This is a genomic window from Agrococcus sp. Marseille-P2731, from assembly GCF_900117395.1.
Classification (GTDB): domain Bacteria; phylum Actinomycetota; class Actinomycetes; order Actinomycetales; family Microbacteriaceae; genus Agrococcus.
The window spans coordinates 446328-469872 of sequence record NZ_FPEG01000001.1; the positions used below are offsets into that span (position 1 = coordinate 446328).

Here is a 23545-nt window from a genome sequence, read left to right on the forward strand (position 1 = left end):
CAGCCCTCAGGCGCGCTGGTTGATGCGGATCAGGTTGCCGGCCGGGTCGCGGAACGCGCAGTCGCGCACGCCGTAGTCCTGGTCGGTCGGCTCCTGCACGACATCCGCCCCCGCCGCCTGCACGCGGTCGAACAGCCCGTCGAGGTCGTCGGTGGCGAGCGTCACCGCGGTGTAGACGCCCTTGGCCATCAGGCCCAGCACGACGGCGCGCTCCTCGTCGGTGACGCCGGGGTCGACCACCGGCGGGTGCAGCACGATCGCGGTGGGCGAGCCGGCCGGTGCCACGGTGATCCAGCGCATGTCCTGGTAGCCGACATCCTGCTGCACGTCGAAGCCGAGCGTGTCGCGGTAGAAGCCGAGCGCGGCCTCGCCGTCGGTGTGGGGCAGGAAGGCGTAGTGGATGCTGATGTCCATGGCCGCAACGCTAGACCCGGCCGCGGCTCGCACTCCTCGATCCCTGACGGGCTCCGGCGTTGCGCTCGCGATGCGCAAGGGTGAGGCTGGGCGACATGGAGCAGATCAGCCTGACCCTCGACGATGCCGAGCACCGCGCGCTGGACGACGCGCGACGCGACCTCGAGGGCCGAGGAGCGCTCGCCCCCGACGAGGTGCAGGTCACGACGATGCCCGGGGGCGGGCGCCCGAACCAGGCGTTCATCGCCGAGACGCTCCTCATCGTCGGCGGGGTACTCGCGCTCGCGAAGCTGCTGCACCGCTGGTGGCGCGAGGCGCAGCCGGGCCTGATCATCGACATGAGGGCGGATGCGGTGCGGAACGTCTCGCGCGACAGCGCGCTGCCGGGCAACGTGGTCGTCACCGTCGCCGCCGACGGCTCGGCAGCGACCGTGCAGGTGCTCGACGAGGGGGTCGACGCCGTGGAGCGGATCCTCGCCAAGATCATCGACGCCGTGGCGACGCCCGCCGCGACCGTCGGCGAGCGCCTCGTCGACCTGCTGCTGGATGCGCTCGAGGGCGAGCTCGCCGACGTGGAAGCGGGGGCGCGGGGCACCAGCGAGCCAGTGCAGGGCGGCAGCTAGGAGCGCTCGCGCACCGGCCGCGTCACTTGCCGCGCGAGGCACGCGGGGATGCCGGCGGCCGCTTGCGAGTGGTCGCGCCGGTAGGCGCTCGGCGGCACGCCGACGAGCTCGGTGAAGCGCGTGCTGAAGGTGCCCAGCGAGGCGTAGCCGACGGCGAAGCACACCTCAGTGACGCTCAGGTCGCCGCGCCGCAGCAGTGTCATCGCGCGCTCGATGCGACGGGTCATGAGGTAGCTGTAGGGCGACTCGCCGTAGATGCGGACGAACTCGCGGCTCAGCTGCCCGGCGGACACGTGCGCGCCGCGCGCGAGCGCCTCGACGTCGAGCGGCTGAGCGAAATCGCGGTCGATCCGATCGCGCACCCGTCGCATCGCGACGATGTCGCGCAAACGGCGTTCGTCGACGCTCACGCGAGGAAGTCGGCCAGACCCGTCAGCAGCCGATCGATCTCGGCGTCGTCGTTGTAGGGCACGAGGCCCACGCGCATGCCGGCGTCGACGTCGAGCCCGAGCGCAGAGAAGGGCTCGTGGGCGTAGAAGCTGCCGGCGGGCGCCACGATGTCGCGCTCGGCGAGGAAGCGGTAGCCGTCGAAGGGGTCGCGGTCGGCGAAGGTGAAGAACAGCGTGGACGTGCGGTCGCGCGCGACCGAGTGCAGCGCGACGCGATCGCCGAAGCCGGAGAGCGCCTCCTCGATGCGCCCGCGCAGCCGCAGCTCGTGCTGCTCGACCGCCTCGTTGGCGCTCTCGAGTCGCTCGCGGCGGGTGCCGCCCTCGCCGAGGCTCGCGATGAAGTCGACCGCCGCCGTGGCGCCGGCCATGATCTCGTAGGGCAGGGTGCCGAGCTCGAAGCGCTCGGGCACGGCGTTCGTCGAGGGCAGCAGCTTGTCTGGCTCGAGCGTCTCGAGCAGCGCCGGCGCTGCGGCGAGCGCGGCGCAATGCGGGCCATAGAGCTTGTAGGGCGAGCAGACCAGGAGGTCGGCGCCGAGCGCCGCCATGTCGACGCTCGCGTGCGCCGCGTAGTGCACGGCATCGACGTGCACGAGCGCGCCGACCTCGTGGGCGCGAGCCGCGATGCGAGCGACCGGCGGCAGGGTGCCGATGAGGTTGGATGCGGCCGTGACGGCCACGAGGCGCGTGCGGTCGTTGACGATGTCGTCGAGCGCCGAGAGGTCGAGCTCGCCGCTCGCGGGATCGAGCGGCAGCCAGCGCACGACCGCGCCGACGCGCTCGGCGGCCTGGATCCATGGGCGGATGTTCGCGTCGTGGTCGAGCTGCGTCACGACCACCTCGTCGCCGGCGCGCCAGGTCTTCGCGAGCGCGCGCGAGAGGTCGTAGGTGAGCTGCGTGGCGCTGCGGCCGTAGACGATGCCGCCGGGGTCGGCGCCGAGCAGATCCGCGTAGGCGCTGCGGAAGCCGGCGACCGCTGCGTCGGCGTTGCGCTCGCTGGGCGCCACGGCGCCGCGGTTCGACAGCGGCGCGGTGATGGTGCGGGCGATCGCCTCGCCGACCACTGCTGGCGTCTGCGTGCCACCCGGCCCGTCGAAGTGCGCGAGCCCTGACTCGAGCGAGGGGAACTGGGCGCGCAGTGCTGCGACGTCGAGGCTCACGGTGCTCCTTCGGCAGCGGCTCGTTCGGTTCGGGCCGGGTGCTGCCACTCTCTCACCTCGCGCGCGTGCGCCACTCGCTGCCCAGCAGCACGATGCCGCCGCAGACGAGCGATGCGGCGGTCAGCGCGCCGGTGCCCGGCGGCTCGTCCCAGGACTGCGCCCACGCGTTGAGCAGCGCATACTCCGACAGCGGGTTCGCGAGGAGCGCCAGCAGGCCGAGCGCGATCGCGATGACGAGCGCGCTGCTGCCGCCGCGCCGCAGCAGCCGCGCGATGGCGAACCCGCAGAGCCCGAGCGCGAGCGGCCACATGAGCATGCTGATCCACGCGGTGTTGCCGCCGCTCGTGACCTCGACGCACGAGCGTGGAGTGGTGAGCGGGTCGATCGGCGGCGCGACGCCCAGGCAGGGCTGCCAGACCACCGCTATCACGGCCCCGAGCGCGAGGCCGAGGAGTGCGCCGGCGACGCCGAGCGCCACGGGGAGGCTGCGCGGCGATGCGGCGACAGGGCGGAAGGGCACCCGGAGTGAGCGCGTCACTCAGGAATCGTAACAGCGTTGTGCAATTTCGCTCAAGCATCCACGTGGCGGCAGTACGGTGGCGCGGTGGCGCACCTGCTCGTGACCGCTCCCGCGAATCTCGCCCACGTGCCGCCGATGGTGGCCGTGGCCGAGGCGCTGCTCGAGCGTGGCCACCGCGTGACGGCGCTCGCGACGGGTCAGGGGGCGGATGCGCTCGCCCGCCTCGGGTGCGAAGTGGTGCGGCTGGACGGCCAGCACGAGCCGCGAGCGACCCTCGACGTGATCGCCGCGGTGCACGCCGCCGCATCCCTCGACGCGCTCGTGACGGACGCGGCGACGCCCGGGGCCGCGCTCGCGGCGGCGCAGCTGCGGCTGCCGTGGGCGGCGGTCGTGCTCGAACCGATGCCGTCGCCGATGCCGCGCGCGGGCGCCGCAGCGACGCGCGCCTCGCAGCGCGCGGTCGCGTGGCTGCGCGCGCTGCTCGAGGTGCGCGTCGATCGGCGCTCGACGGCAGCAGCCGCGCTGCTCGGCGAGGCGCTCGCGGCAGCGGACGCGCTCATCGCGACCGGGTCGCCGATGCTGGAGCTCGATCGCGACGCGGTGCCCGCGCCCGTGGTGTTCGTCGGCGTGCTGCGCGACGAGCGGCACGATGACGATGCGCCGCCGCTCTGGATCGAGACGCTGGCCGACGAGCCGCGGCCGGTCGTGCTCGTCGCGCACGACCTGCCCGCGGAGGGCGGCGCCGACCTGCTGCAGACCGCGCTCGACGCATTGGCGATCGATCAGGTGCGCGTCGTTGGGATGACGGCCGGCGAGGACGTGGGCGATGGAGTGCCGCCGAACGCCCGGCTGGCCGAAGCGCTGCCGCTGGCGGCTGTGCTGCCGCACGCAGCGGTCGCGGTGACCAGTGGCAGCTGGCAGGGAGTGCTCGAGCTCCTCGCAGAGGGGGTGCCGCTGGTCGTGGCCGGCGCGACGCCGGAGCAGGCGGCGGTCGCAGCGCGCGTCGAGCGCGCGGGAGCGGGGGTCGACCTGCGCACGGGACGCCCGCGACCCATCCGGCTGAGGAATGCCGTGCGGCAGGTGGTGCGCGAGGCGGGCTTCGGAGAGCGGGCGCGCGCGGTCGGCGCGGAGCTGCGTGCGCACGGCGGTGCGCCGCGGGCGGCAGCGCTCATCGAGGAGCTGCTGCCGCCCGAGGCGCGCGACGAGCTGTGAGGTCGGCGCCGGCGGGCCGCGCTATGCGGCGGTGGAGCCGTCGGGCTTCGGGATGACGGTGAGCACGCGGCGCACGAACTCGTCATAGGTCTGCATCCAGGTGGTGAGGAACTCCTTCGAGGACTCGTTCGCGACGGAGTCGTCGTCATCGAGGAGGTCGTCGGTGAACTGGATGTAGGCCTCGATCTCGTTCATGATCGGGGCGTTGCAGAACGACATGATCGACTTCAGGTGCTGCTGGGCCACGGCTGTGCCGATCGCGCCGGGCGAGGTGCCGATGATGCCGACCGGCTTGTGGCTCAGGGCGTTCTCGCCGTAGGGCCGCGAGGCCCAGTCGATGGCGTTCTTGAGCGCGCCGGGGATCGACCGGTTGTACTCGGGGGTGACGATGAGGATGCCGTCGGCGGCCGAGATCGACTGCTTGAGGGCGACCGCCTCGGGCGGGTAGTCGTCGTCGCGCTCGCGGTCGTAGAGCGCGAGCGTGTCGATCTCGATGAAGCTGAGCTCGAGGCTCTCGGGCGCGAGCTTGATCAGCGCGTTGGCGAGGCGGCGGTTGATCGATGAGGCCGCGATGCTGCCACAGATCACGCCGATCGTGTACGGGGGTTCGTGGTGGTAGGTGTCAGCCATGTGGCCAGCATGCACCGGCGACCTGGGTGCGCCGTGACCGGAGGCTCCGATTCTCCACAGGCGTGGAGTGTGTCGCAAGGGCATCGCAAGGGTCGAGGATCACAATGAGCGCATGACGATCTACACGCTCGACAACGGGGTCGAGTACGAGGTGGCGGAGTGCCCGCTGTGCGAGCTGGAGGCACCCCGCGTGCGCGCCTGGGACGGGCTGCTGCACTGCAGCAGCTGCGACATGATGTGGCGCGAGACGCCGATGACGGCGCGCGCTTCCGTGACGACGAAGTCGACGCACGCGGCCTGAGCGCCGGGTGCACCCCGCACCACCGATCGCTACGGGAGGGTCGTGCCCGGTCAGGCCGTGGGCTCTGACCTCCAGGCGACGCCCTCTGGGCTGGCGAGGAAGTCGGCAGCGGCGAGGATCGCGACCTCGCAGCTCGGGCTCATGGGCCCATGGAGCGGGCTCTCGCCCCGCCCGACGCCGTCGAGGAGCGGCTGCAGCGGCGTGGCCACGACCTGGGCGCTGAAGGCGCGCTCGGTGCCGCGATGCTTCCGCCGGTCGAGGTCGGCGGCGCTGACCTTCAGGCGCACGATGCCTGCGAACTCCGGCTTCATCGCGCGCTCCGCCCAGCGCCAGTAGGCCGTGATGCGAGCGCTCACCGGGTCGATCTCCTCCTCGGTCAGGAGTGACTCCTCGCGCAGCTCCCGCAGCATGCCGCTGATGATGAGCCCCACGGCGTTGAAAGGATGGCTCACCGTCTCCTCAGCGGCGTGGCCCGCTGAGCCTGCGGCGTGCAGGTCGCGCCGCTCGAGCGAGCCGGAGCCGCTCGACGCCCACGCGCTCGGAGCGACGGAGTTGCCGGCGCTCTGCCGCACGAGCACCGCGTGGCCGTCGGTGGTCACTGCCAGCACCGAGATGCCCACGATGTTGGCGACGTTGGCGTAGTCGAGCGCCAGCATCCGGCCCGCGCGGTCGCACGCGTAGCGGTCGACCACGCCCTGCGCCTCGTCGCCGCCTGCTGCGCTGCTCCAGCCGGGCACGACAGCGCGGGCGGTCCACAGCTCGTTGCTGCACTCCCCGTCGAAGTAGGTGACGCGCTCGAAGTCGAGCACCCCGCGCTCGATCGCCTCGACGGTCGGCTCGGAGGCGAGCCGCAGGAGTCGGCCGTTGAAGCGGATGGGCAGCTTGCGATTCTCTCGGCGGGCCTTGCCGGCGACCTTGCCGTAGCGCAGCCCTCGGCCGGCGATCTCCTGCAGGCGGGTGGGGAGGCGGTAGCGGCCTGCGCGCACGCGGCCGACGACGGGGTCGTGGCCGATCGATCGCCAGCGCAGCGCGTCATTGACGTCGCGATCCCACCAGAAGGCGGTCCGGTCGGCGCCCGCGTGCTGCACGATCGCGCTGTGCCCTCCCTCAGGGGTCCACTCGGCGACGACATCGCCCCTGATGGGCCTCGCGATCTGCTCGAGCTTCGCTCGGCGCCAGGTGACGAAGATCGAGCGCCCTGCACCGACGAGTCCGACCAGTGCGGCCGCGGCACCGATGATCGCGCCGACGGTCACCAGCTCGACCGGCAGCCACGCGAACGGCAGCGACAGCGCGAAGAGCCCGAGGGCGACGAGCCAGCTGAGCTCGCTGCGGTAGATGAACCAGAGGTAGTCGAGCCGCGACTGCATCTCGCGCATCAGCGTTCCCACGCCTGCATCTTGGCAGACGGCTCGAGAGCGCACCTGCCGCGCCGAGCGGGCGGAGCGCCGACGTCACGACGGCAGCGCGGCCCCCGCCACGATCTCCTGCAGGGCAAGCACGTGGCCGCGATACGCCCGCTTGCCCTGCGGCGTCAGCGTCAGCCAGATGCGGCGCGAATCCCGCTGCGCGCGCTCCTGCGCCACGTAGCCGGCATCGACGAGCGCGGCGACCTGCTTGCTGAGCGCTGAGGCGCTCAGGCCGACCGCGTCCTTGACGACCGCCATCTCCACCTCGGCACCGGCGTCGAGCATCGCGCAGATCTTGAGGCGATGGGTCGGGTGGATGACGGGATCGAGCTGGCCGGTCACGCGCGCGTGCTCCGGTGGTGCAGCACCGAGGCGATGGCGTAGCTGAGCATCGCCGCGACGGCGCACGCGATGATCGCCCACTCCACCTCGGCCGCGCGCGCCAGCAGTGCCCCGATCACGAAGGCTGCGGATGCGGTGACGAGGATGCGGAAGCCGCGGCTCGTCGGGATGGCGAACGGGGTGCCGATGCGTCGGCCGGCGAAGAGGTTCAGGGCGGCCATGGCGCTCGCGATGATCAGCACGGCGATCGCCCCGACCATCGACGAGGGGATCAGCCCGGCCAGCGCCACGCCACCGAGGAGGAGCGCGTTGGCCGGGTAGAGCCAGATGGGCCAGGGGCGGTCGCGCACGGCGCGCTGCGCGTCGGCGGCGGCGGCGAGCCTGGCGGCAGCATCACGAGGGTCGGGCGTCTGCTCGATGGTTTCCATGTCGGAAACCATACGCGATCGTTTCCGGCGTGGCAACTACTTCCGCGTCGGATCAGGCGGGGGAGTCCGCGAACGCCGCCTCGCCCTCCGCGATGAACCGATAGACGAGCGCGTCGACACGCTGCTGCTTCGGCAGCGACAGCGCCGCCACCAGCAGTCGCCGAGACGAGAGCACGGGCGCGGGGGTCGTCGCGAGGTCGTATTCCGAGTAGCCCGCGGCGCCCCACTTCGACATCCGGTGCTCCCAGTGGAACAGGTCGTAGAAGTCATATCCGCGCAGCGCCTCGACCGAGAAGTCGCAGAACGCCATCCACCGCCCGAGCTCGGCGATCAGCTCCGGGTCCTCCCCGAACGACGAGGACGTGAACTTGCGCGCGAGCAGCGCTGGCCGCAGGTCGCGGTCGTCGGTGTTGCGGAACATGCCGGTGATGATCGCGCCGCCGACGCCGAAGATCGTCGCGGCCTTCGCGGGCGCGGCGAGGTACATCGCGTTCGCGAGGTTCGCATAGCGCTGCCAGGTGGGGAAGGTCGTGTGGTAGAGGTTCGCGAACTCGGACTTCGGCGACAGCTGCGGCACGTCGAGCGTGATGTGGTGCAGGTCGGCGGATGCGGCCATGCGGTCGGCGGCGAGCAGGTCGTCGCGCGTCGACTTCTCCGGGCGGTGCAGCGCGTGATAGGTCAGCGCGACGGCGCCCGCCTCGCGCAGGTCGAGCAGGCCCGCCTCGAGCACGGCGCGCGAGTCGCGCCCGGCGGTGAGCGTCAGCACCGTCACGTCGGCGACCGAGATCCAGTTGCGCACCTGCTGCCCGAGCTCGTCGCGGAACGCCACCGCAGCCTCGCGCGGCGGCAGCTCGACGCGGTCGGCGCGCGGCCAGAAGCGCTCGTGCTGCACGTCGGTGCCGCGGATGCTGAGGCGGGCGTTGGCGAAGACCTGGCCGACGTCGTCGTGGCCGGTGATGAGGCCGGGCAGCCACTTGCCCGCCGGATCCTGGTAGTCGGGGTGCGCGGCGACCCAGCGCTTGCGCGAGCTGTCGAGCCCGCCGGCCAGCTGCGACAGGATCTCGGTGTGCGAGGCAAGGGCGACCCCCTCGGCGCCGCGGTGGAAGAAGGCGGAGCGCGAGGCCAGCGGGTCGCCGTAGACGTCGAGGCGCTCGCCGCGGGCGACCAGCACCACGTACCTGCCCGAGACCCACGCGATCGACTCGTCGAGCGCATCCGTCTGCGCCTCGGAGCCCTGCGCTCGCGACATCGCCTGCAGGATGCGCTCGGCGACGCGGTCGCGCCGCTTGGGGCCGGCGTCGTCGAAGGCCTGGCCGAGCACGAGCACCTCGCCGACGGCCGAGCGCGCGAGCTGCCGCTCGAGCACCGGGTCGAGGCGCACGTGCCAACGGCCGACGGTCAGGTGGTCCCAGCCCTCGCGGGGCGTGAAGGGCGTCGGCCCGTCGGTGACGACGAAGCCCTTCGCGAAGACGTTCTTGTAGCCCCACACCTTGTAGCCGGGGCGCAGCTGCTGCTCGCGGCGGTGGAAGTCAGCGACCGCCTGCCGGCGTCGGCGCTCGTGGCGATTGCCGAGCAGGGCGTCGAGCATGGGGGCTCCCGGTGGTGGTGCGAGGGCCAGGCGGCCGCGTCACCTCCGAGCGTAGACGAGTGCCCGGCCGGGGCCGGATCAGGCGAGCTTCGTGGGGCGCGCGGCGGCGCGGGCACCGCTGGCAGCACCGGCCGCAGCCTCTGCCGCAGCCCCGACGGCAGCCGCGGCGGCCGTCGCAGCGACCCCGGCACCGAGCGCGAGCGCTCCGGTCGCGAAGTCGTGCTCGACCCCCGACAGGTGCGCGTCGAGCGGCTCGCGCGCCGTCTTCGCCCAGCTGCGCACGCCCACGGCCTCGCGCGCCAGGCTGATCGCGAAGACCGGCCACAGCACCCACGTGTAGGCGAGGTAGGGGAGCAGGTAGCCGAGCGCCACGAGCGGCCGCAGCACGCCGGCTGGCGCGATCGTCACGAGCGCGGCATACACCGGCGCTGTCGCGAGCACCACGAACGCGACGACGAACCACATGCCGCCACCGGCCCACGGCACCCCCTCGACCACGAACAGCCACAGCGAGCCGACGAGACCGAGGCTCATCACCACCTGCAGCACGGGCGTGAGGAGGTAGTGGGCGTGGTCGACGCGGGCCGCGACGGACGCATCCATCGCACCGGCGCCGCGCAGCATCGGCACCGACTGCCAGGCGCCCTGCGCCCAGCGGATGCGCTGGCGCCACAGGCGACGCAGGCTGGTCACACCCTGCTGCTCGACGGCGGTCAGCACGGTCTGCGCACCGCGCCATCCAGCGCGCACGAGCCGGATGCCGATGTCCTGATCCTCGGTGAGGCGATCGCGCCACGGGCCACGGTCGATCTCGCGCGGCAGGTGATCCTCGGCCACGACGTCGTCGAGGGCTGCGAGCCGCACGTACTGCCCGTTGCCGCCCATGTTGGCGGTGCCCCAGCGCGAGCGCCCGAGCTGGAAGACGTGCGCGGTGATGGCGAACTCGATGTGCTGCGCCCACGTCAGCGCGTGGCGACGGTTGTAGATGCGCACGAGCGACTGCACGCCGCCGACCCGCTCGTCGGCGAACGCCGCGGCGATGGCGGGCGGGGAGTCGGGGGCGATCCGGCCGTCGGCGTCGACCACGCCGATGATGACGCGGTCGGTGCTCCAGCGGCGGTACTCGGGCCGCAGCAGCACGTCCTCGTGCAGGTGCCGCCATGCGTCGTCGAGCCCGGCCGACTTGCCGTTGCGGGCGTTCGGCATGGTGCGGCGCAGCACGTGCAGCCCGGGCATCTCGCGCGCGAGCGCTGCCAGGATCGTCGGCGTCGAGTCCTCAGACCCGTCGTCGATCACGAGCACGATCTTGTTGCTCGCCTCGACCGCGGCCAGGCGTGTCACGCTGTCGCGGATCGTGACCTCCTCGTCGAGCGCGGGCACGACGTAGACCCACAGGAACCCCGACTCGTCGGCACCCTCGACCGCGCGCGCCTGTCGGCGGCGCTCGCGAGCGCTCTGCACCAGCAGCACGGTGACCATCACGAGGCCCATCAGCGCGACGAGCAGCAGACCGAGCAGCGCCAGCTGCACGGGCAGCGGCAGGCCGCCGTAGGGGTTCCAGGCGGCCGAGGCGATGGAGGTCGCATCGACGATGGTCGCCGGAGTGGTCGCCGAGGCGTCGATCGCCGTCGACGCCGATGCGGCCGCGATGCTCGCGAGTGCGCTCATTGGGTGTGCCTTTCCGGGCACGGCGAAGCGAGCCGGGACGTGAACCCGACTCGTCGACGACGTTGCCTCCCGGGCGTCTCAGCGCGACCCTGTGTCGCCCGGTGCTCCGGTGAGGAAAACTTACGTCTGGCGCATCAATGCGAGCGCGGGTTTGCACCTGAGGAAACCCCAGGTTCGTCTGAACGTCGTCCGAGCCTCAGCGGATTGGACGCGACACGTCGTTCAAATCTTAAGGTTCCCTCAACCAGGGCAGCGAGTGCGACCCCTATCGCGGCCCCCGCGCCGTTCGCGACGATGTCTCGCATCGAGGCCACGCGCCCCGGCATGAAGTGCTGCGTCGCCTCGATGCCCACGGTCACCGCGAGGCACAGCACGAGCGCGAGCCACCACCGCCGGGCGCCGAGCACGAAGGCCAGCAGCAGCGCGAGCGGCACGAACATCGCGACGTTGGCGAGCACCTCGAGCCGCGTCCAGTAGATCCACTCGAACATGTCGCGGGCGTGCAGCCACTCGATGCCCTGCACCACCCGCGGCTTGATCCGCAGCAGGAAGTGCGTGGGCCACAGCGTGATGAGCGCGATGACCGGCACCGCAGCGGCGAGGCCGACGATGCCGACGCGACGCAGCGGCGCGGCGCCGCGGCGTGGCGCAGCGAGTGCGGATGCGCGGGGCGCGCCTCGCTCGACGCGCGCCGGCACGTCGTGGTCGAGGGCGCTCATGCGTCGATCCTCCCGCGGCACCCTGTGACGCGCCCAGTGTCGGCGCTAGGTTCGAGCCATGCCCCAGCACGCCAGGCTCGAGCCCGCGCGCGATGCCGCCTTCCGCATCCTCGCCGTCTGCACCGGCAACATCTGCCGCTCGCCGCAGGCCGAGCAGCTGCTGCGCGCCCGCCTGCCGCGGGCGCTGGGCGCGGAGGCGGGCGCCATCGAGGTCACGAGCGCCGGCACCATCGCGGTCGACGGCGCCGAGATGGAAGCGCTCGCCGTGGCGGAAGCACGGCGCCTCGGCATCACCGACTCCGCCGCCCACGTCGCGCGTCGCCTGCTGCCGGATCAGGTGCAGCAAGCAGACCTGGTGCTCGCGCTCGCACGTGACCACCGGAGCGCGGTCGTGCGGGCGCTGCCGCGGGCGAACCACCGCGTGTTCACCCTCATCGAGCTGACGCGCGTGGTCGAGTGGCTGGCGGAGCGCTCCGGGCCAGCGATCGAGCCCGCGGGCCCAGACGTGCCCGCATTCCTGCGACGGGTCGTCGGCGCCGCGGGACGCTCCCGCGGGCTCCTGCCACCCGGCGCATCCGAAGACATCGACATCGATGACCCCTACGGTCGATCGCCCGACCACTACAGGCGATCAGCGGATGCGGTGGCCGAGCACGTGGATCGCCTCGCGACCGCGCTCGGCGCGCTCGCGAGAGGCTAGGGGCGCGGGCTCCCGATCTGGTGTTGAGATACATTCGAGATCGAGATGCCTTCCTCTCTTCGCCCACGCGCATGGCCGCGCTCCGACCAGCACGCCGTGCGCGTGCTCGTCGTCTTCGACGGCGATGCCGATGCCTCGCGCCGGCTGATCGCACTCGTCGTCGGTGAGGTGGAGGATGCGCTGGGAGCCGAGGAGTTCGCTTCTGCAGTGCAGCTGCGAGTGCTCGACATCTCGCGCGAGCCGTCTCGACGTGTGCACCGCGAGCAGTCCCGAGCCGCCGAGATCATCATCGGCATCGACCGCGAGCACCTCCGACGGCTCGCGGTGCCGCTGCTGCGGCGCCAGCGCGTCTTCACGCTCGAAGAGCTCACGCTCACGCTCGAGCACGTCGCCCGGGCGACGGGTGCCGGTGCGCTCGTCTCGGTCTGGGAGCGCGGCTACGCGGCGTTCTCGCGCAGCGTGGTCGCGGCCGCGTGCACTGCGCGAGTGCTCGTGCCGACCGGCGTGCACTCGGGCCGACGCCATCGCGCTGCGACGACCGAGCAGTATGGGCCGAGGCTCGGGCGAGTGCTCAGCGAGCTGCTGATCGGTCGTGCCTGGGCGGCGTGAGCCGCAGCTCCGGGCCGACGCCAGGGACCCCGCCGGGTCGGGCGCGCAGGTCCCTGCGCACGGTCGCGAGAGGATAGGGGCGTGAAGCCCCTGCAGACACTCCGAACCGGCCTGTGGCACTTCCGCAGAGGCGGTGTGCGGCAGCTGCGGTCGTGGTCGAAGCGCCGCGGCGTCGCCGCGCGCAACAGCGCTGTGACCCCGCCCACGAGCCTCGCGACCGCGATGCCCGCGTGGCCGGTCGCCGAGCGCCCGACGCGCCGCGCGGGCATCCGCGTCGGCACGATCATGGACACCTTCTCGGCGAGTGCCTGGGGCTACGAGTTCGACGTGGTCGAGCTGAAGCCGAAGGAGTGGCTCGAGCAGCTCGAGCAGCAGCCGATCGACCTGCTGCTCGTCGAGTCGGCCTGGTCGGGTTCGCGCGGGGCGTGGAAGTTCCAGCTCAGCGGGCCGAAGGCGCCGCCCGAGTCGCTGCGGGCGCTCGTCGCGCACTGCCGTGACCTGGGCATCCCCGCCGTCTTCTGGAACAAGGAGGACCCGCCCCACTTCGAGGACTTCCTCGAGACGGCGCGCCTGTTCGACCGCGTGTTCACCACCGACGCGAACATGGTCGAGCGCTACCGCGAGGTGCTGGGGCACGACCGCATCGACGTGCTCGGCTTCGCTGCGCAGCCGGCCCTGCACCACCCGATGCGGCAGAAGGGGCTGCACCAGGTGCGCGACATCGGCTTCGGCGGCAGCTACTGGTCGCACAAGTTCCCCGAGCGGCAGGCGCAGATGGAGCTGCTGCTCGGAGCGGCCGCCGAGGTGGCGGAGCGCCGGGGGATCGGCTTCGACATCTACTCGCGCTTCGAGAACGATCCGAAGTACCGCTTCCCGGAGGCGTTCGAGGGCTTCGTGCGCGGCTCGCTCGACTACGACCAGATGCTCACCGGCTATCGCGCGCACAAGGTGATGCTCAACGTGAACTCGGTGGTCGACAGCCCGACGATGCTCGCGCGCCGCGTCTTCGAGATCCTGGCGAGCGGCACGCCGGTCGTGACGACCCGCAGCCCCGCGGTCGAGCACTGGTTCGACGACAGCGAGATCTCGATCGTCGACGACCAGGAGGAGGCGGCGCTCGTGCTGCGCGCGCTCGTGCGGTCGCCAGAGCTGCGCGACCGCCAGGTGCACCTGGCGCAGCGGCGCATCTGGCGCGAGCACACCTTCTCTCGTCGCGCGACGCAGGTGCTCGAGTCCGTCGGCCTCGCCGACCCTGCCGCGTGGCGCCGTCCGAAGGTCAGCATCATCGCACCGACCATCCGCCCGCACCTGGTGCCGGGCATCATCGCGACCGCCGGCCGGCAGGTCGACGTCGACGTGCAGCTCGCGCTGATGCTGCACGGGTTCGATGCCGACGAGACCGAGCTGCAGGCGCTCGCGCGTGCGGCGGGCATCGCCGAGCTCATCGTGCTGCGCGCTGACCGCGAGACGTCGCTGGGCGCGAACCTGAACCGGCTCGTGCATGCGGCGGACGGCGACGTGATCGCCAAGCTCGACGACGACGACATCTACGGCGACCACTACCTGCTCGACTCCTGCTTCGCGCTCGACTACTCGGCCGCTGAGCTCGTCGGCAAGGAAGCCCGCTACCTCCACCTCGCCGCGTTCGACGCGACCGTGCTGCAGAACCCGCACGGCGAGCACCGCTGGTCGGACCTCGTCGGCGGTCCGACGATGGTCGGCCCGCGGGCGACATGGGAGTCGACGCCGTTCGAGGACCGCACGCTGGGGGAGGACACCACCTTCCAGCGCGCGATCCTCGCCGGCGGGGGTGGCATCTACAGCGCCGACCGCTTCAACTTCATCCAGCTGCGCGGCGCCCGAGCGGGCCACACCTGGCACACGGACGACGAGCGGATCCTCGCGAACAGCGACGTGCTGAGCTTCGGCTTGGCCGAGGAGCACGTGCGGGTCTGAGCGACGCCGTATGACTCGCGCGCGGCTACGACGCTTCGGCGAATCCGTCGAACCCGTGCACCTCACGCAGCTGCCGCAGCACCTCGCGGTAGACGTCAGGGGAGTAGTGGAACGGCGCGAGGCCCCAGCGGTGCTGAGGATCGGCGAGCACGACCTCCTCCGGCAGCTCGACCATGCGGAACCCCCGCAGGCGCAGCTCGTCGTAGTAGCGGCGGTACCGCTTGTTGGCGTCGCCCGCGCGCACGCCCATGCTCCACGGTGCGGGGTCGCCCTCGGTGGTGCGGATCGCCCAGGGTACGTCGAGCACGACCGTGCGGTCGAAGAGGCCGAGACCGCGCAGTTGCGTCGTGAACGCTTCGACGCGCTCGCGCCACAGCGCGAAGTGCTCGTCGGTTCCGAACGGGACCAGCACGGCCCCATCCAGCGCCGCTGACACCGACGTGACCTTCATGGTGTCGATGCTGCGCGTGACGACCGTGCCGTCAGGGAATCGGTGCACGCCGTGCCGCTCATCTGCGAGATCCCAGAGCAGCACGTCGACCTCGGGCGCGAGCTTGTCCAGTCGATCGGGCAGGCTGCCCGCGAAGTCGGCCTGGATCATCCGCCCTTGGAACTTCGACGACACGTCGTCGAGCGTCGGCAGGTGCGCCGAAGCGTCGCTCCCTACGGAGATCAGCGACTGGCGAGCGACGTACCCGCGCAGGTCGACGGTGTCCGCCTCCGCGAACTCGATGGTGTCGCGTGCGACGCAGCTGCCATAGACAAGAACGCGGGGGGCAGGCGAAGCAGGATCAGGCACGGAACTCCAAGGCGGTCGTGCGCTCGCTGGCGCGATCAGGCGTCCCAGGTTACTCGACGTCCCATCTGAGCCGCCAAGAGGCGTGGGTCCGCGGACTCGGTCGCGCCACCTCGCGCGATACGCTGTGAGAGAAAGCGCAAAATTTCCGAACTCAAGGAGCACCTCGGTGAGCACGAGCACGCCCATGCAGACTGTCAGCGTCATCGGATTGGGCTACATCGGGCTTCCCACAGCCGCGGTGCTGGCGCAAGCGGGAAAGACCGTGATCGGTGTCGATGTGAAGCAGGCGAACGTCGACGCCATCAACGCCGGACGCGTGCCCTTCGTCGAGGAGGGCCTCGAGACGGTCGTCGCCGGCACCGTCGCGCAGGGCAAGCTCAGTGCACAGACCGAGACGCCCGAGGCTGACGCTTACATCGTCTCCGTGCCGACTCCGTTCAAGGGCGACCACGAGGCGGACCTCTCGTACATCGAGGCGGCTGCACGCGGCATCGCGCCCAAGCTGAAGGGCGGCGAGCTCGTCGTCCTCGAGTCGACGTCCCCTCCCGGGGCCACCGAGCACATGGCCGCGGTGATCCTGAAGGAGCGCACGGACCTCACCGATGAGCCCGGGCGGGCCAACTCCCTCTACTTCTCCCACGCCCCCGAGCGTGTGCTGCCAGGTCGCATCATGATTGAGATGGTCGAGAACGACCGGATCATCGGCGGCACCACGGCCGAGGCGTCCGAGATGACGCGCGAGCTCTACGCCAGCTTCTGCAACGGTGAACTGCTCGTCACCGACGCAAAGACGGCCGAGATGGCCAAGCTCACCGAAAACGCGTTCCGAGACGTCAACATCGCCTTCGCGAACGAGCTCTCGATCATCGCTGAGCGTCAGGGCATCGACGTCTGGGAGCTCATCGAGCTCGCGAACCACCACCCGCGCGTCAACATCCTGCAGCCCGGCCCGGGCGTCGGCGGCCACTGCATCGCCGTCGACCCGTGGTTCATCGTCTCCGCCGATCGAGAGTTCTCGAAGCTGATCGCTACCGCGCGCAACGTCAACGACTCGAAGCCCGAGATCGTGATCGAGAAGGTGCTGGAGCGCGCAGCACGCTTCAAGGCGCCCACGGTCGCCGCCCTGGGCATCGCTTTCAAGCCCAACATCGATGACCTGCGCGAGTCGCCCAGTCGGAACATCGCCGGCGCGCTCGCTGAGCGGCTCGAGGGAGGCACGGTGCTCGTCGTCGAGCCGAACGTCGACGAGCTGCCGAAGGAGCTGGCCGAGCGCGACAACGTCGAGCTCGTCAGCCTCGAAGACGGCATCGAGCGTGCCGACATCGTGCTGCTGCTCGTCGACCACGACCCCTTCAAGCTGATCGACCGCGATCTGCTGCACGAGAAGATCGTCGTCGACACCAAGGGCCTCTGGCGCTGAGGGACTGAGCGAGCTTCGAAGGGAACTCCCCACCTCATGCCAAGACACCTCGCTCGGCGGCTGCTCGTGTCTGCCGCAGTTCTGCTCATCGCTGTGCTCGCCGTCGCGGCCGTCCTCCTCTTCACCTATCTGGCGACGGGGGAGAGGGCGCTCCTGATCTGGCTCGGTCTGAGCTTGGGCGCGGGTGTTCTTGGGCTGGCGGCCACCGCCTTGCTCGCCATCCGGTGGTACCGGGCGCAGTTGCGGGCCAGCGCCACTCGGGTCAAGAACATCGAGCGTCGCCTCGGCGCTCTTGCCGAAGCAAACGCTGGCGTCGAAGCTCGCGTCGGACCGCTGCCCGAGCTGATGGGGTCGATCGCTGGTGTCCAAGCACGCATGAGCGAGCTGCCCGAGCTGGCGCGGTCGATCGCTGGTGTCGAAGCACGCATGAGCGAGCTGCCCGAGCTGGCGCGGTCGATCGCTGGTGTCGAAGCACGTGTGAGCGAGCTGCCCGAGCTGGCGCGGTCGATCGCTGGTGTCGAAGCACGTGTGAGCGAGCTGCCCGAGCTCGCCGACCGGCTGAATGCAGTCGAGCGGCTCAGCCCGGAGGAGGACGAGCGCACCCAGCTCGCCGACGCGCTTGCAGCGCTGAGTGCGCTGAGCGACAGACTGCAGGACCTGGAAGTCGCCGGTCGAATCGATGTCGAGGACCGGCAACGACTCGCGGAGTCGGTGCGAGAGCTGGAGGATGCGGGGGCCGGCGGTCTCAACCAGCTCGTCATGCGTCTCGCGGAACTGGAAGATGCACGCGTGCGGGACGTCGAGCCGCTCGATGCCCGACTCTCCGAGCTGGAATCCTCGCTGTCGGAAGCGGTTGACGACGCCGCCCGCCTGCGTGCTCGGCTCGAAGCGTTCGAGGAGCTTCGCGAGAGAGTGGTCGATGGCCTGGAACGCCTCGACGAGCGCGCGACCGGCCTCGAAGACTCCCGCGACGGCCATGCTTCTGAGGTTGGCGTGCTCGACACTCGCATCGTCGCGCTCGAGTCGGCGCGGTCGAGCGAGCTCGTCGATCTGGCGCTGCGGATCACCGAGATCGAGGACACTCGAAGCGGAGATGTCAATCAGCTCGTCATGCGTGTCTCGGAGCTGGAGGAGTCGAAGGCCGAGGCCAGCGACCTGCAGGCGGTCGAGGTTGCGTTGGAGTCCTCGGCCGACGCCGGTTCGGCGGACAAGCTGCGCGTCGATGCGCTCCTTGCAGCGTCCATGTCCCGGCTGCAGGAGGTAGCAGACCGCCTTGCGACTGTCGAAGTCGCAGCAGCGGGCCCTGCCATCCCTGAAGAGCTGCTCACGCTACAAGCTCACGTTGCCGCGCTCGAGGACCAGAGCGTGCGGCTGGAGGTCGTGGCCGACGGGAACCTCGACGCAGTTGCCTCGCTTGCTCGCAAGTTGGGCGCTCGCCTGGAGAGCGTCGTGGATCCCCAGCGAGCCGGAGCGAGAGTCCGTTCGGCGAGCGCCGGAGATCGAGCCCTCGACGCGCTGCCGTTCGTACGTGCGTTCCCAGCAGCGATCGAGGACCTTCCGATCGCGCAGAGCAGGGGACTCGCGAAGGCCTTCCGGGCCGCGGGCTACCTGACGGAGTCTCTCTCCCTCGTCTCCAGCATCGCTGCTCGAACGCAGGAGGCCTCGGACCTGCATGCAGCAGAAGTCCGAGCGAGCGAGCTGGCGCTCTACCGAGCGGAGCTCCAACAAGAGTTCGAGCTGCCCGAGATGACGGATTCGTCGGAGCCCGACGTCGTCCTTCACATCGTCGGAAAGGCCCTGCCCGAGACGCAGACCGGGTACACGCTGCGCACGCAGTACACGGTCGAGGCTCAGAGACGCACTGGGGTGACACCGGTCGTCGTCGCCCAGAGCGGCGCGAGCGGGCGCGAGCACGCACACACGGAGACGTACACCCACGACGGCATTCGTTACTACTTGATCGGCGGTCCGCAGCGAGGCGCGGTGGCGTGGGATGCCTGGCTCGAAGCGAACGTCCACGCGCTGGCCGAAGTCGTGCGCATCGTTCGCCCATCGCTTCTGCATGTGCATTCTGACTTCATGAACGCGATGATCGCCCTGCCGGTCGCGCGAGCCTACGGAATCCCGGTCGTCAACGAGACCCGTGGCTTCTGGGAGGAGAGCTGGCTCTCTCGAACTGCACGAGCGCTCGGCTGGGACGACATCGAAGCCCTCGACGCAAGGTTCGGGCTGCCTGAGATGTATACGTTGCGGGCCGATCGAGAAGCGCAGTTCCGCGGTGAGTCGCAAGCTGTCGTCACCCTCGCTCAGGTGATGGAGAAGCACATCAAGGAAGTCGCCAGCCGCAGCGGCCATCCGGTCCCGTCGGTGAGCCTGGCTCCGAACGCGGTCGACCCGAGCCTGTTCCCCGTGATGGTGCGCGATGAGGACTCGCGACGTGAGCTCGGTATCGGCGCCGACGAAGTCGTCGTCGGCTACATCTCTTCGATCGTCGAGTACGAAGGAATCGACACGCTCGTCAGGGCGATGTTCGAGCTGCAGCTGGCGCGCGCAGCCCTCGATGCAGCCGCGACCATCGAAGAGGCGGGCGACGGGTCGCTCGAGCCGGACGCCGATCCGTCGTCGGAGATCGCTCCTGCTGGCGTGGGCGCTCTCGAGCCATCGGCGTTCCTCCGTCAACAGATCGGGACGCTGCATCCGGAGCTCGGAGGCGACCAGGCGCGCGATCGTGCCGAGGAGCTGATCGCAGTCGCCCGTGCATTGGGCGACGCTCCGATCCGCTTGCTGATCGTCGGTGATGGCGCTGAGCGCGAGCCGCTCGAGCGGCTGGTGGCCGAACTGGGCCTCGACAGGTGCACCTTCACGGGTCGCGTCGAGCACGAGCGTGTACTCGACTACTACGGAGCGATCGACCTGTTCGTCGTTCCTCGGAAGCGGGCAGCGGTGACCGACCTCGTCACGCCGCTCAAGCCGTTCGAGGCGATGTCTACCGGACGTCCGTGCATCTTCTCGGATGTCGATGCGCTGGCCGAGATCGCGGGCGAGAGTGGAGCCGCAGAGCTCTTCCATGCCGGCGACGAGCACGATCTCGCGCTGAAGATCGCTGAACTGCTCGCCAGTCCCGAGCGTCGTGCGTCGATGGCTCAGGCCGGAGCGGAATGGGTGCGGAGTGAGAGGACTTGGGATCTCAACGCGCGGAAGTATCTAGCGCTCTACGAGACCCTCGGGGTCCGGCCCTCCATCGCCTGAGCTGGTGAGGGCGCGATCGGTATCAGCCCGAATGGCCTCCGGACCTCGAATGGGGTGCGGATCGTGCTCTTGCTGCGTCGTGGACGGCTCGCCCACGAACGGATGATGGTTGTCCTGGCGCTCGGTCGCCCGGAGCGGGTGACGGGTGCAGACATCCAACACCTATGATTGGGAATCATGGCGAAGTTCGAACTGAAGCGTAATGAGCGGACAGAGCAAAGCGTGTCCTCTGTGAGCGACGAATTGAAGCGCGCGCGGACGTTGGCGACGTCGAAGGGTCGGTTCGAGCAGGCTCTCGCCGCGTATCGCGAGGCGATCGCGCACGGTCAAGCGGATCCGAAGGTCCTTCTCGAGTACGCACGGTTCCTGGTGACGCACTCGAAGGGTGGCGCGGCGGAGGAAGTGCTCGCGCAGCTGCTCGCCCGCGATGGCTCGAGGATCGATGCGCTCGAGCTGTACCTCGAGCTCGTCAGGGAACTGGAGCTGTCGTCGCGGCGGGTCTCCTGGGCTCTGGCCCGCCTGAGCGACAGCATCGCAGCCAATCCCGGCGCCCATCGGGCGGCACTGGACTACGCGATTCCGTACAAGTTGAAGACTGTCCTCGCCGCGATCGCATCTGACTCGGACCCGGTGAGCCAGGCTGCCGTGCAGATCAACGCTGCGTACGACGAGAAGCGCGTCACCGACGAGTTCCTGCAGTCGTTCCAGCCGACGCTGAAGCCCAACGATCTGATGCGCGCGCACTTGACCGTGCTGCTCGCCCGAGGGAACCGAGACGTCGCGACCCGTCTCTTGGCCGAGGCGGATGTGCGGGCCGTGCCGATGAACGCGCTTCGGCGTGCGATCCGACGGGCACGCGCGGGCGGTCATGACCAGCGAGCCATCCAGTACCTGGACGCCTATCTGCGCATCCAGCCGGAGGATGCATGGGCGCGCGGCTTGCGAGCGGGCTATCGGCGGGACGCCGACAGCAACGCCAAGCTCCTGAGGACCGGCTATCCGTTCCCTCCCCTCAGCGCGACGACCAGCTACTCGCCTGAGAACGACCACGTCTTCTATCTGCTCCACAACTCGCTCCCGCACCACTCGGCGGGTTACGCGACACGGACCCATGGGTTGCTGTCCGAGCTGAATCGATCAGGCTGGGTCGTCGACGGCGTCACTCGTCTCGGGTATCCGTACGACATGCCAGGGAAGGCGACGATCCCTGATGTCCCGATCGCGGAGACGATCGGTGACGTGACCTATCGCAGGCTGCTGCAGTCGCGCGAGATCGAGAAGAAGAATCCCCTCCTGCCCTACACCGAACGGTATGGGAGCTCCCTTCGCGAGCTGTCGATGAAGCTGCGACCCGCTCTGCTGCATGCCGCCTCCAACCACTGGAACGGGCTCACTGCGGTGCGCACGGCCCGGGAGCTGGGCATCCCTTCGATCTACGAGGTTCGGGGTCTCTGGGAAGTGACTCGAGCATCCCGCGACCCGGAGTGGACGCGCGGAAGCGGCTACCAGTTCATGGCGCGCATGGAGACCGAGGCCGCGATGGGCGCTACCCGCGTCTTGACGATCACCCGAGCGCTCAAGGAGGAGCTCGTCGCGAGGGGTGTCGACGAGGGCAAGATCGAGATCGTCCCCAACGGCGTCGACACCGAGCGCTTCGTGCCCATGCGACGCGATGAGCAGCTGGCGGCTGATCTGGGAGTGACTGGTAAGACCGTGATCGGCTACGTCGGTTCTGTGCTGGACTACGAGGGCATCGATCTCATCATCTCGGCCGCAGCAGACCTTGCGCGCTCGCGCGATGACTTCCACGTGCTGATCGTGGGAGACGGATCCGAGCTGGAGAGGCTGCGGGCACTGGTGGAGGGCCTCTCGCTCGAAAGCGTGATCACGTTCACCGGACGCGTTCCGCACGAAGAAGTCGAGCGCTACTACTCGGTGATCGATATCGCGCCGTTCCCGCGCTTGCCTCTGCCTGTCTGCGAGATGGTTTCGCCCCTGAAGCCCTTCGAAGCGATGGCCATGGGCAAGGCTGTCGTCGCCGCGAACGTCAACGCGCTTGCAGAGTTCGTCATCCCAGGAACCAACGGCTTCTTGCACCAGAAGGGCGACGCGGGCAGTCTTCGGCTCGAGCTGGAGCAGTTGCTCGATGATCGAGAGCTCGTCGAGCGCACAGGTACGCTCGCCCGAGATTGGGTGGTCGAGAATCGAGATTGGCGAGTCCTCGCGCAGACGATCTCCAGGACGTACGGGGAGCTCCTCGGCTAGTGCCCTCGCGGCGGGCGGCAAGCTCTGCGGTCATGTGAGCGGCGTTCGCCCGGCAGTAAGGTGAGTCGCGTGGATCCACTCGTCCGAGATCTCTCGAGATTCGCCAAGTACCCCGTCCACGAGTTCGACTCTCTGGGAGCACTCCTCGCGACGCCGCCGCGGGGCGGGGTCTCGACCATCGGCTACAACGGCGGCCCTCTCGACATCCTCTTCCTCGATCGCGGAGCCGAGACCACGATCGTCGTGTTTCACGCTGCGGTAGCGCAGAGCGTATCGACCATGCCCGTGTTCAACGCTGTAGGCGCGACCGCGAACCTCAACGCGAACGTGCTCTCCATCTCCGATCCCTCTCTCGATCGCGGGGTGCGACTCGGCTGGCACGTCGGCAACGAGGCGCAGCCGCTGCAGCAGGACCTGCCCGCCGTCATCCGACACTTTCGCGCCGCCTCGACCGGCCGGCAGCATCTTGTGCTGTTCGGCGCATCCGGTGGCGGCTTCGCGAGCATCGTGTATTCGGCCCACTTCCCGGATTCGCTGGCGCTCGTGCTGAACCCCCAGACCGACATCAGCCGCTTCTATCCAGTTGCTGTCAGAGAATACGTGGGAGCAGCGTGGCCCGGGGTGTCGACGGTGCAGGAAGTCCCAGCGCTCATCACATGCGCTGCCGCTCACGCAAGCGGGGTCAGATCGACGATCGCGTACGTGCAGAACCTCGGCGACGCGAATCACCTCGACAACCACATGAAGCCGTGGTTGGAGACGCTCGGGGAGGACCGCGCACAGGTGTGGACGCTGCTCGGCGAGTGGGGCGAGGGCCATAGGCCGCCGCCATCGGAGACGACCAGAGACCTGCTCGCGATGGCCGCTGACGCCGGCGGCGATTGGCCTGCAGCGTTAGCCGCACGGGACTTCCTGCGTGGACCCACCGCTGAGTCCGTCCGTGCGCTGGAACGTGCGCGCCGCGAAGGCACCACTCCCTAGGTCATGCGCGGCCGCCGGCGCCATGGGCAGAGGACCCGCCTCGGGATGCGCACGAGCCCGCTGACGTGGGCTGCGCAGCCGAGAGCTCGGTGACTGCCCGCGGGAG

Annotated in this window: 22 protein-coding genes; 10 read left to right on the forward strand and 12 right to left on the reverse strand. The window is 70.1% G+C overall.

Annotated features, from left to right (window positions below; genetic code table 11):
* Positions 1-6 precede the first annotated feature (6 nt).
* On the reverse strand, positions 7-414 hold the full coding sequence (locus BQ6202_RS02290; RefSeq protein ID WP_072312857.1) for a VOC family protein: 408 nt from the start codon (positions 412-414) through the stop codon (positions 7-9).
* Positions 415-509: 95 nt separating this feature from the next.
* On the opposite strand from BQ6202_RS02290, the gene BQ6202_RS02295 reads away from it, so the two are divergent.
* Entirely contained in the window at positions 510-1037 is a 528-nt protein-coding gene (locus BQ6202_RS02295; RefSeq protein ID WP_072312858.1) for a hypothetical protein, read from the forward strand.
* On the opposite strand, the gene BQ6202_RS02300 is transcribed toward BQ6202_RS02295, so the two are convergent.
* The 3 genes from BQ6202_RS02300 to BQ6202_RS02310 are packed head-to-tail and all read right to left on the reverse strand — an operon-like array spanning position 1034 to position 3181.
* Positions 1034-1408 (reverse strand): helix-turn-helix transcriptional regulator, encoded by a 375-nt coding sequence (locus tag BQ6202_RS02300; RefSeq protein WP_072313165.1) that lies wholly within the window; start codon positions 1406-1408, stop codon positions 1034-1036. The two genes, BQ6202_RS02295 and BQ6202_RS02300, sit on opposite strands and share 4 nt — an antisense overlap.
* A 35-nt stretch (positions 1409-1443) precedes the next feature.
* Positions 1444-2643 (reverse strand): cysteine desulfurase-like protein, encoded by a 1200-nt coding sequence (locus tag BQ6202_RS02305; protein ID WP_072312859.1) that lies wholly within the window; start codon positions 2641-2643, stop codon positions 1444-1446.
* A 52-nt stretch (positions 2644-2695) separates the two neighbouring features.
* Positions 2696-3181 carry a hypothetical protein gene (locus BQ6202_RS02310; RefSeq protein ID WP_072312860.1) on the reverse strand — a complete coding sequence of 162 codons (486 nt, stop codon included), beginning with the start codon at positions 3179-3181 and terminating at the stop codon, positions 2696-2698.
* Positions 3182-3247: 66 nt separating this feature from the next.
* Between BQ6202_RS02310 and BQ6202_RS02315 the strand changes: the two genes are divergently transcribed.
* On the forward strand, positions 3248-4375 hold the full coding sequence (locus tag BQ6202_RS02315) for a glycosyltransferase (RefSeq protein ID WP_072312861.1): 1128 nt from the start codon (positions 3248-3250) through the stop codon (positions 4373-4375).
* A 21-nt stretch (positions 4376-4396) separates the two neighbouring features.
* On the opposite strand, the gene BQ6202_RS02320 is transcribed toward BQ6202_RS02315, so the two are convergent.
* On the reverse strand, positions 4397-5005 hold the full coding sequence (locus tag BQ6202_RS02320; RefSeq protein WP_072312862.1) for an NADPH-dependent FMN reductase: 609 nt from the start codon (positions 5003-5005) through the stop codon (positions 4397-4399).
* A 112-nt stretch (positions 5006-5117) separates the two neighbouring features.
* Here BQ6202_RS02320 and BQ6202_RS02325 point away from each other — a divergent pair, with 112 nt between their 5' ends.
* Positions 5118-5306, forward strand: coding sequence for a hypothetical protein (locus BQ6202_RS02325; protein WP_072312863.1), 189 nt, complete (start codon positions 5118-5120; stop codon positions 5304-5306).
* A 50-nt stretch (positions 5307-5356) separates the two neighbouring features.
* Here BQ6202_RS02325 and BQ6202_RS02330 read toward each other — a convergent pair whose 3' ends face one another.
* From BQ6202_RS02330 to BQ6202_RS02355, 6 genes are all read right to left on the reverse strand, one after another.
* Complete coding sequence (locus tag BQ6202_RS02330) at positions 5357-6685, reverse strand: hypothetical protein (protein WP_072312864.1); 1329 nt, start codon at positions 6683-6685, stop codon at positions 5357-5359.
* Positions 6686-6760: 75 nt separating this feature from the next.
* Positions 6761-7057: a transcriptional regulator gene (locus BQ6202_RS02335; protein WP_072312865.1), complete on the reverse strand. Its 297-nt coding sequence runs from the start codon at positions 7055-7057 to the stop codon at positions 6761-6763.
* The gene (locus BQ6202_RS02340; protein ID WP_072312866.1) at positions 7054-7485 is read right to left on the reverse strand and encodes a hypothetical protein; all 432 of its coding nucleotides are present in this window, start codon (positions 7483-7485) and stop codon (positions 7054-7056) included. Before BQ6202_RS02340 ends, BQ6202_RS02335 begins: the two co-directional genes overlap by 4 nt.
* A gap of 52 nt (positions 7486-7537) precedes the next feature.
* Positions 7538-9073, reverse strand: coding sequence for a hypothetical protein (locus BQ6202_RS02345; RefSeq protein ID WP_072312867.1), 1536 nt, complete (start codon positions 9071-9073; stop codon positions 7538-7540).
* Positions 9074-9151: 78 nt separating this feature from the next.
* Positions 9152-10741 carry a glycosyltransferase gene (locus tag BQ6202_RS02350; RefSeq protein WP_072312868.1) on the reverse strand — a complete coding sequence of 530 codons (1590 nt, stop codon included), beginning with the start codon at positions 10739-10741 and terminating at the stop codon, positions 9152-9154.
* Positions 10742-10875: 134 nt separating this feature from the next.
* A complete protein-coding gene (locus BQ6202_RS02355) occupies positions 10876-11460 on the reverse strand; it encodes a VanZ family protein (protein ID WP_072312869.1) in 585 nt (194 codons plus the stop codon).
* 58 nt (positions 11461-11518) lie between these two features.
* Between BQ6202_RS02355 and BQ6202_RS02360 the strand changes: the two genes are divergently transcribed.
* From BQ6202_RS02360 to BQ6202_RS02370, 3 genes are all read left to right on the forward strand, one after another.
* A complete protein-coding gene (locus BQ6202_RS02360; protein WP_072312870.1) occupies positions 11519-12160 on the forward strand; it encodes an arsenate reductase/protein-tyrosine-phosphatase family protein in 642 nt (213 codons plus the stop codon).
* Between the two features lie 96 nt (positions 12161-12256).
* Complete coding sequence (locus tag BQ6202_RS02365) at positions 12257-12769, forward strand: hypothetical protein (RefSeq protein ID WP_072312871.1); 513 nt, start codon at positions 12257-12259, stop codon at positions 12767-12769.
* Positions 12770-12850: 81 nt separating this feature from the next.
* Entirely contained in the window at positions 12851-14725 is a 1875-nt protein-coding gene (locus BQ6202_RS02370) for a glycosyltransferase family protein (protein ID WP_083586810.1), read from the forward strand.
* A gap of 25 nt (positions 14726-14750) precedes the next feature.
* Here the strand turns inward: BQ6202_RS02370 and BQ6202_RS02375 are convergent, their stop codons facing one another.
* Positions 14751-15524, reverse strand: coding sequence for a DUF6270 domain-containing protein (locus BQ6202_RS02375; protein WP_072312872.1), 774 nt, complete (start codon positions 15522-15524; stop codon positions 14751-14753).
* A 184-nt stretch (positions 15525-15708) separates the two neighbouring features.
* On the opposite strand from BQ6202_RS02375, the gene wecC reads away from it, so the two are divergent.
* From wecC to BQ6202_RS02395, 4 genes are all read left to right on the forward strand, one after another.
* Positions 15709-16944: a UDP-N-acetyl-D-mannosamine dehydrogenase gene (gene wecC, locus BQ6202_RS02380; protein WP_072313168.1), complete on the forward strand. Its 1236-nt coding sequence runs from the start codon at positions 15709-15711 to the stop codon at positions 16942-16944.
* A gap of 93 nt (positions 16945-17037) precedes the next feature.
* A complete protein-coding gene (locus BQ6202_RS02385) occupies positions 17038-20193 on the forward strand; it encodes a glycosyltransferase (RefSeq protein WP_143143611.1) in 3156 nt (1051 codons plus the stop codon).
* A 177-nt stretch (positions 20194-20370) separates the two neighbouring features.
* Positions 20371-22458 carry a glycosyltransferase gene (locus tag BQ6202_RS02390; protein ID WP_072312874.1) on the forward strand — a complete coding sequence of 696 codons (2088 nt, stop codon included), beginning with the start codon at positions 20371-20373 and terminating at the stop codon, positions 22456-22458.
* 69 nt (positions 22459-22527) lie between these two features.
* Positions 22528-23439 (forward strand): hypothetical protein, encoded by a 912-nt coding sequence (locus BQ6202_RS02395; RefSeq protein WP_072312875.1) that lies wholly within the window; start codon positions 22528-22530, stop codon positions 23437-23439.
* Positions 23440-23545 lie beyond the last annotated feature (106 nt).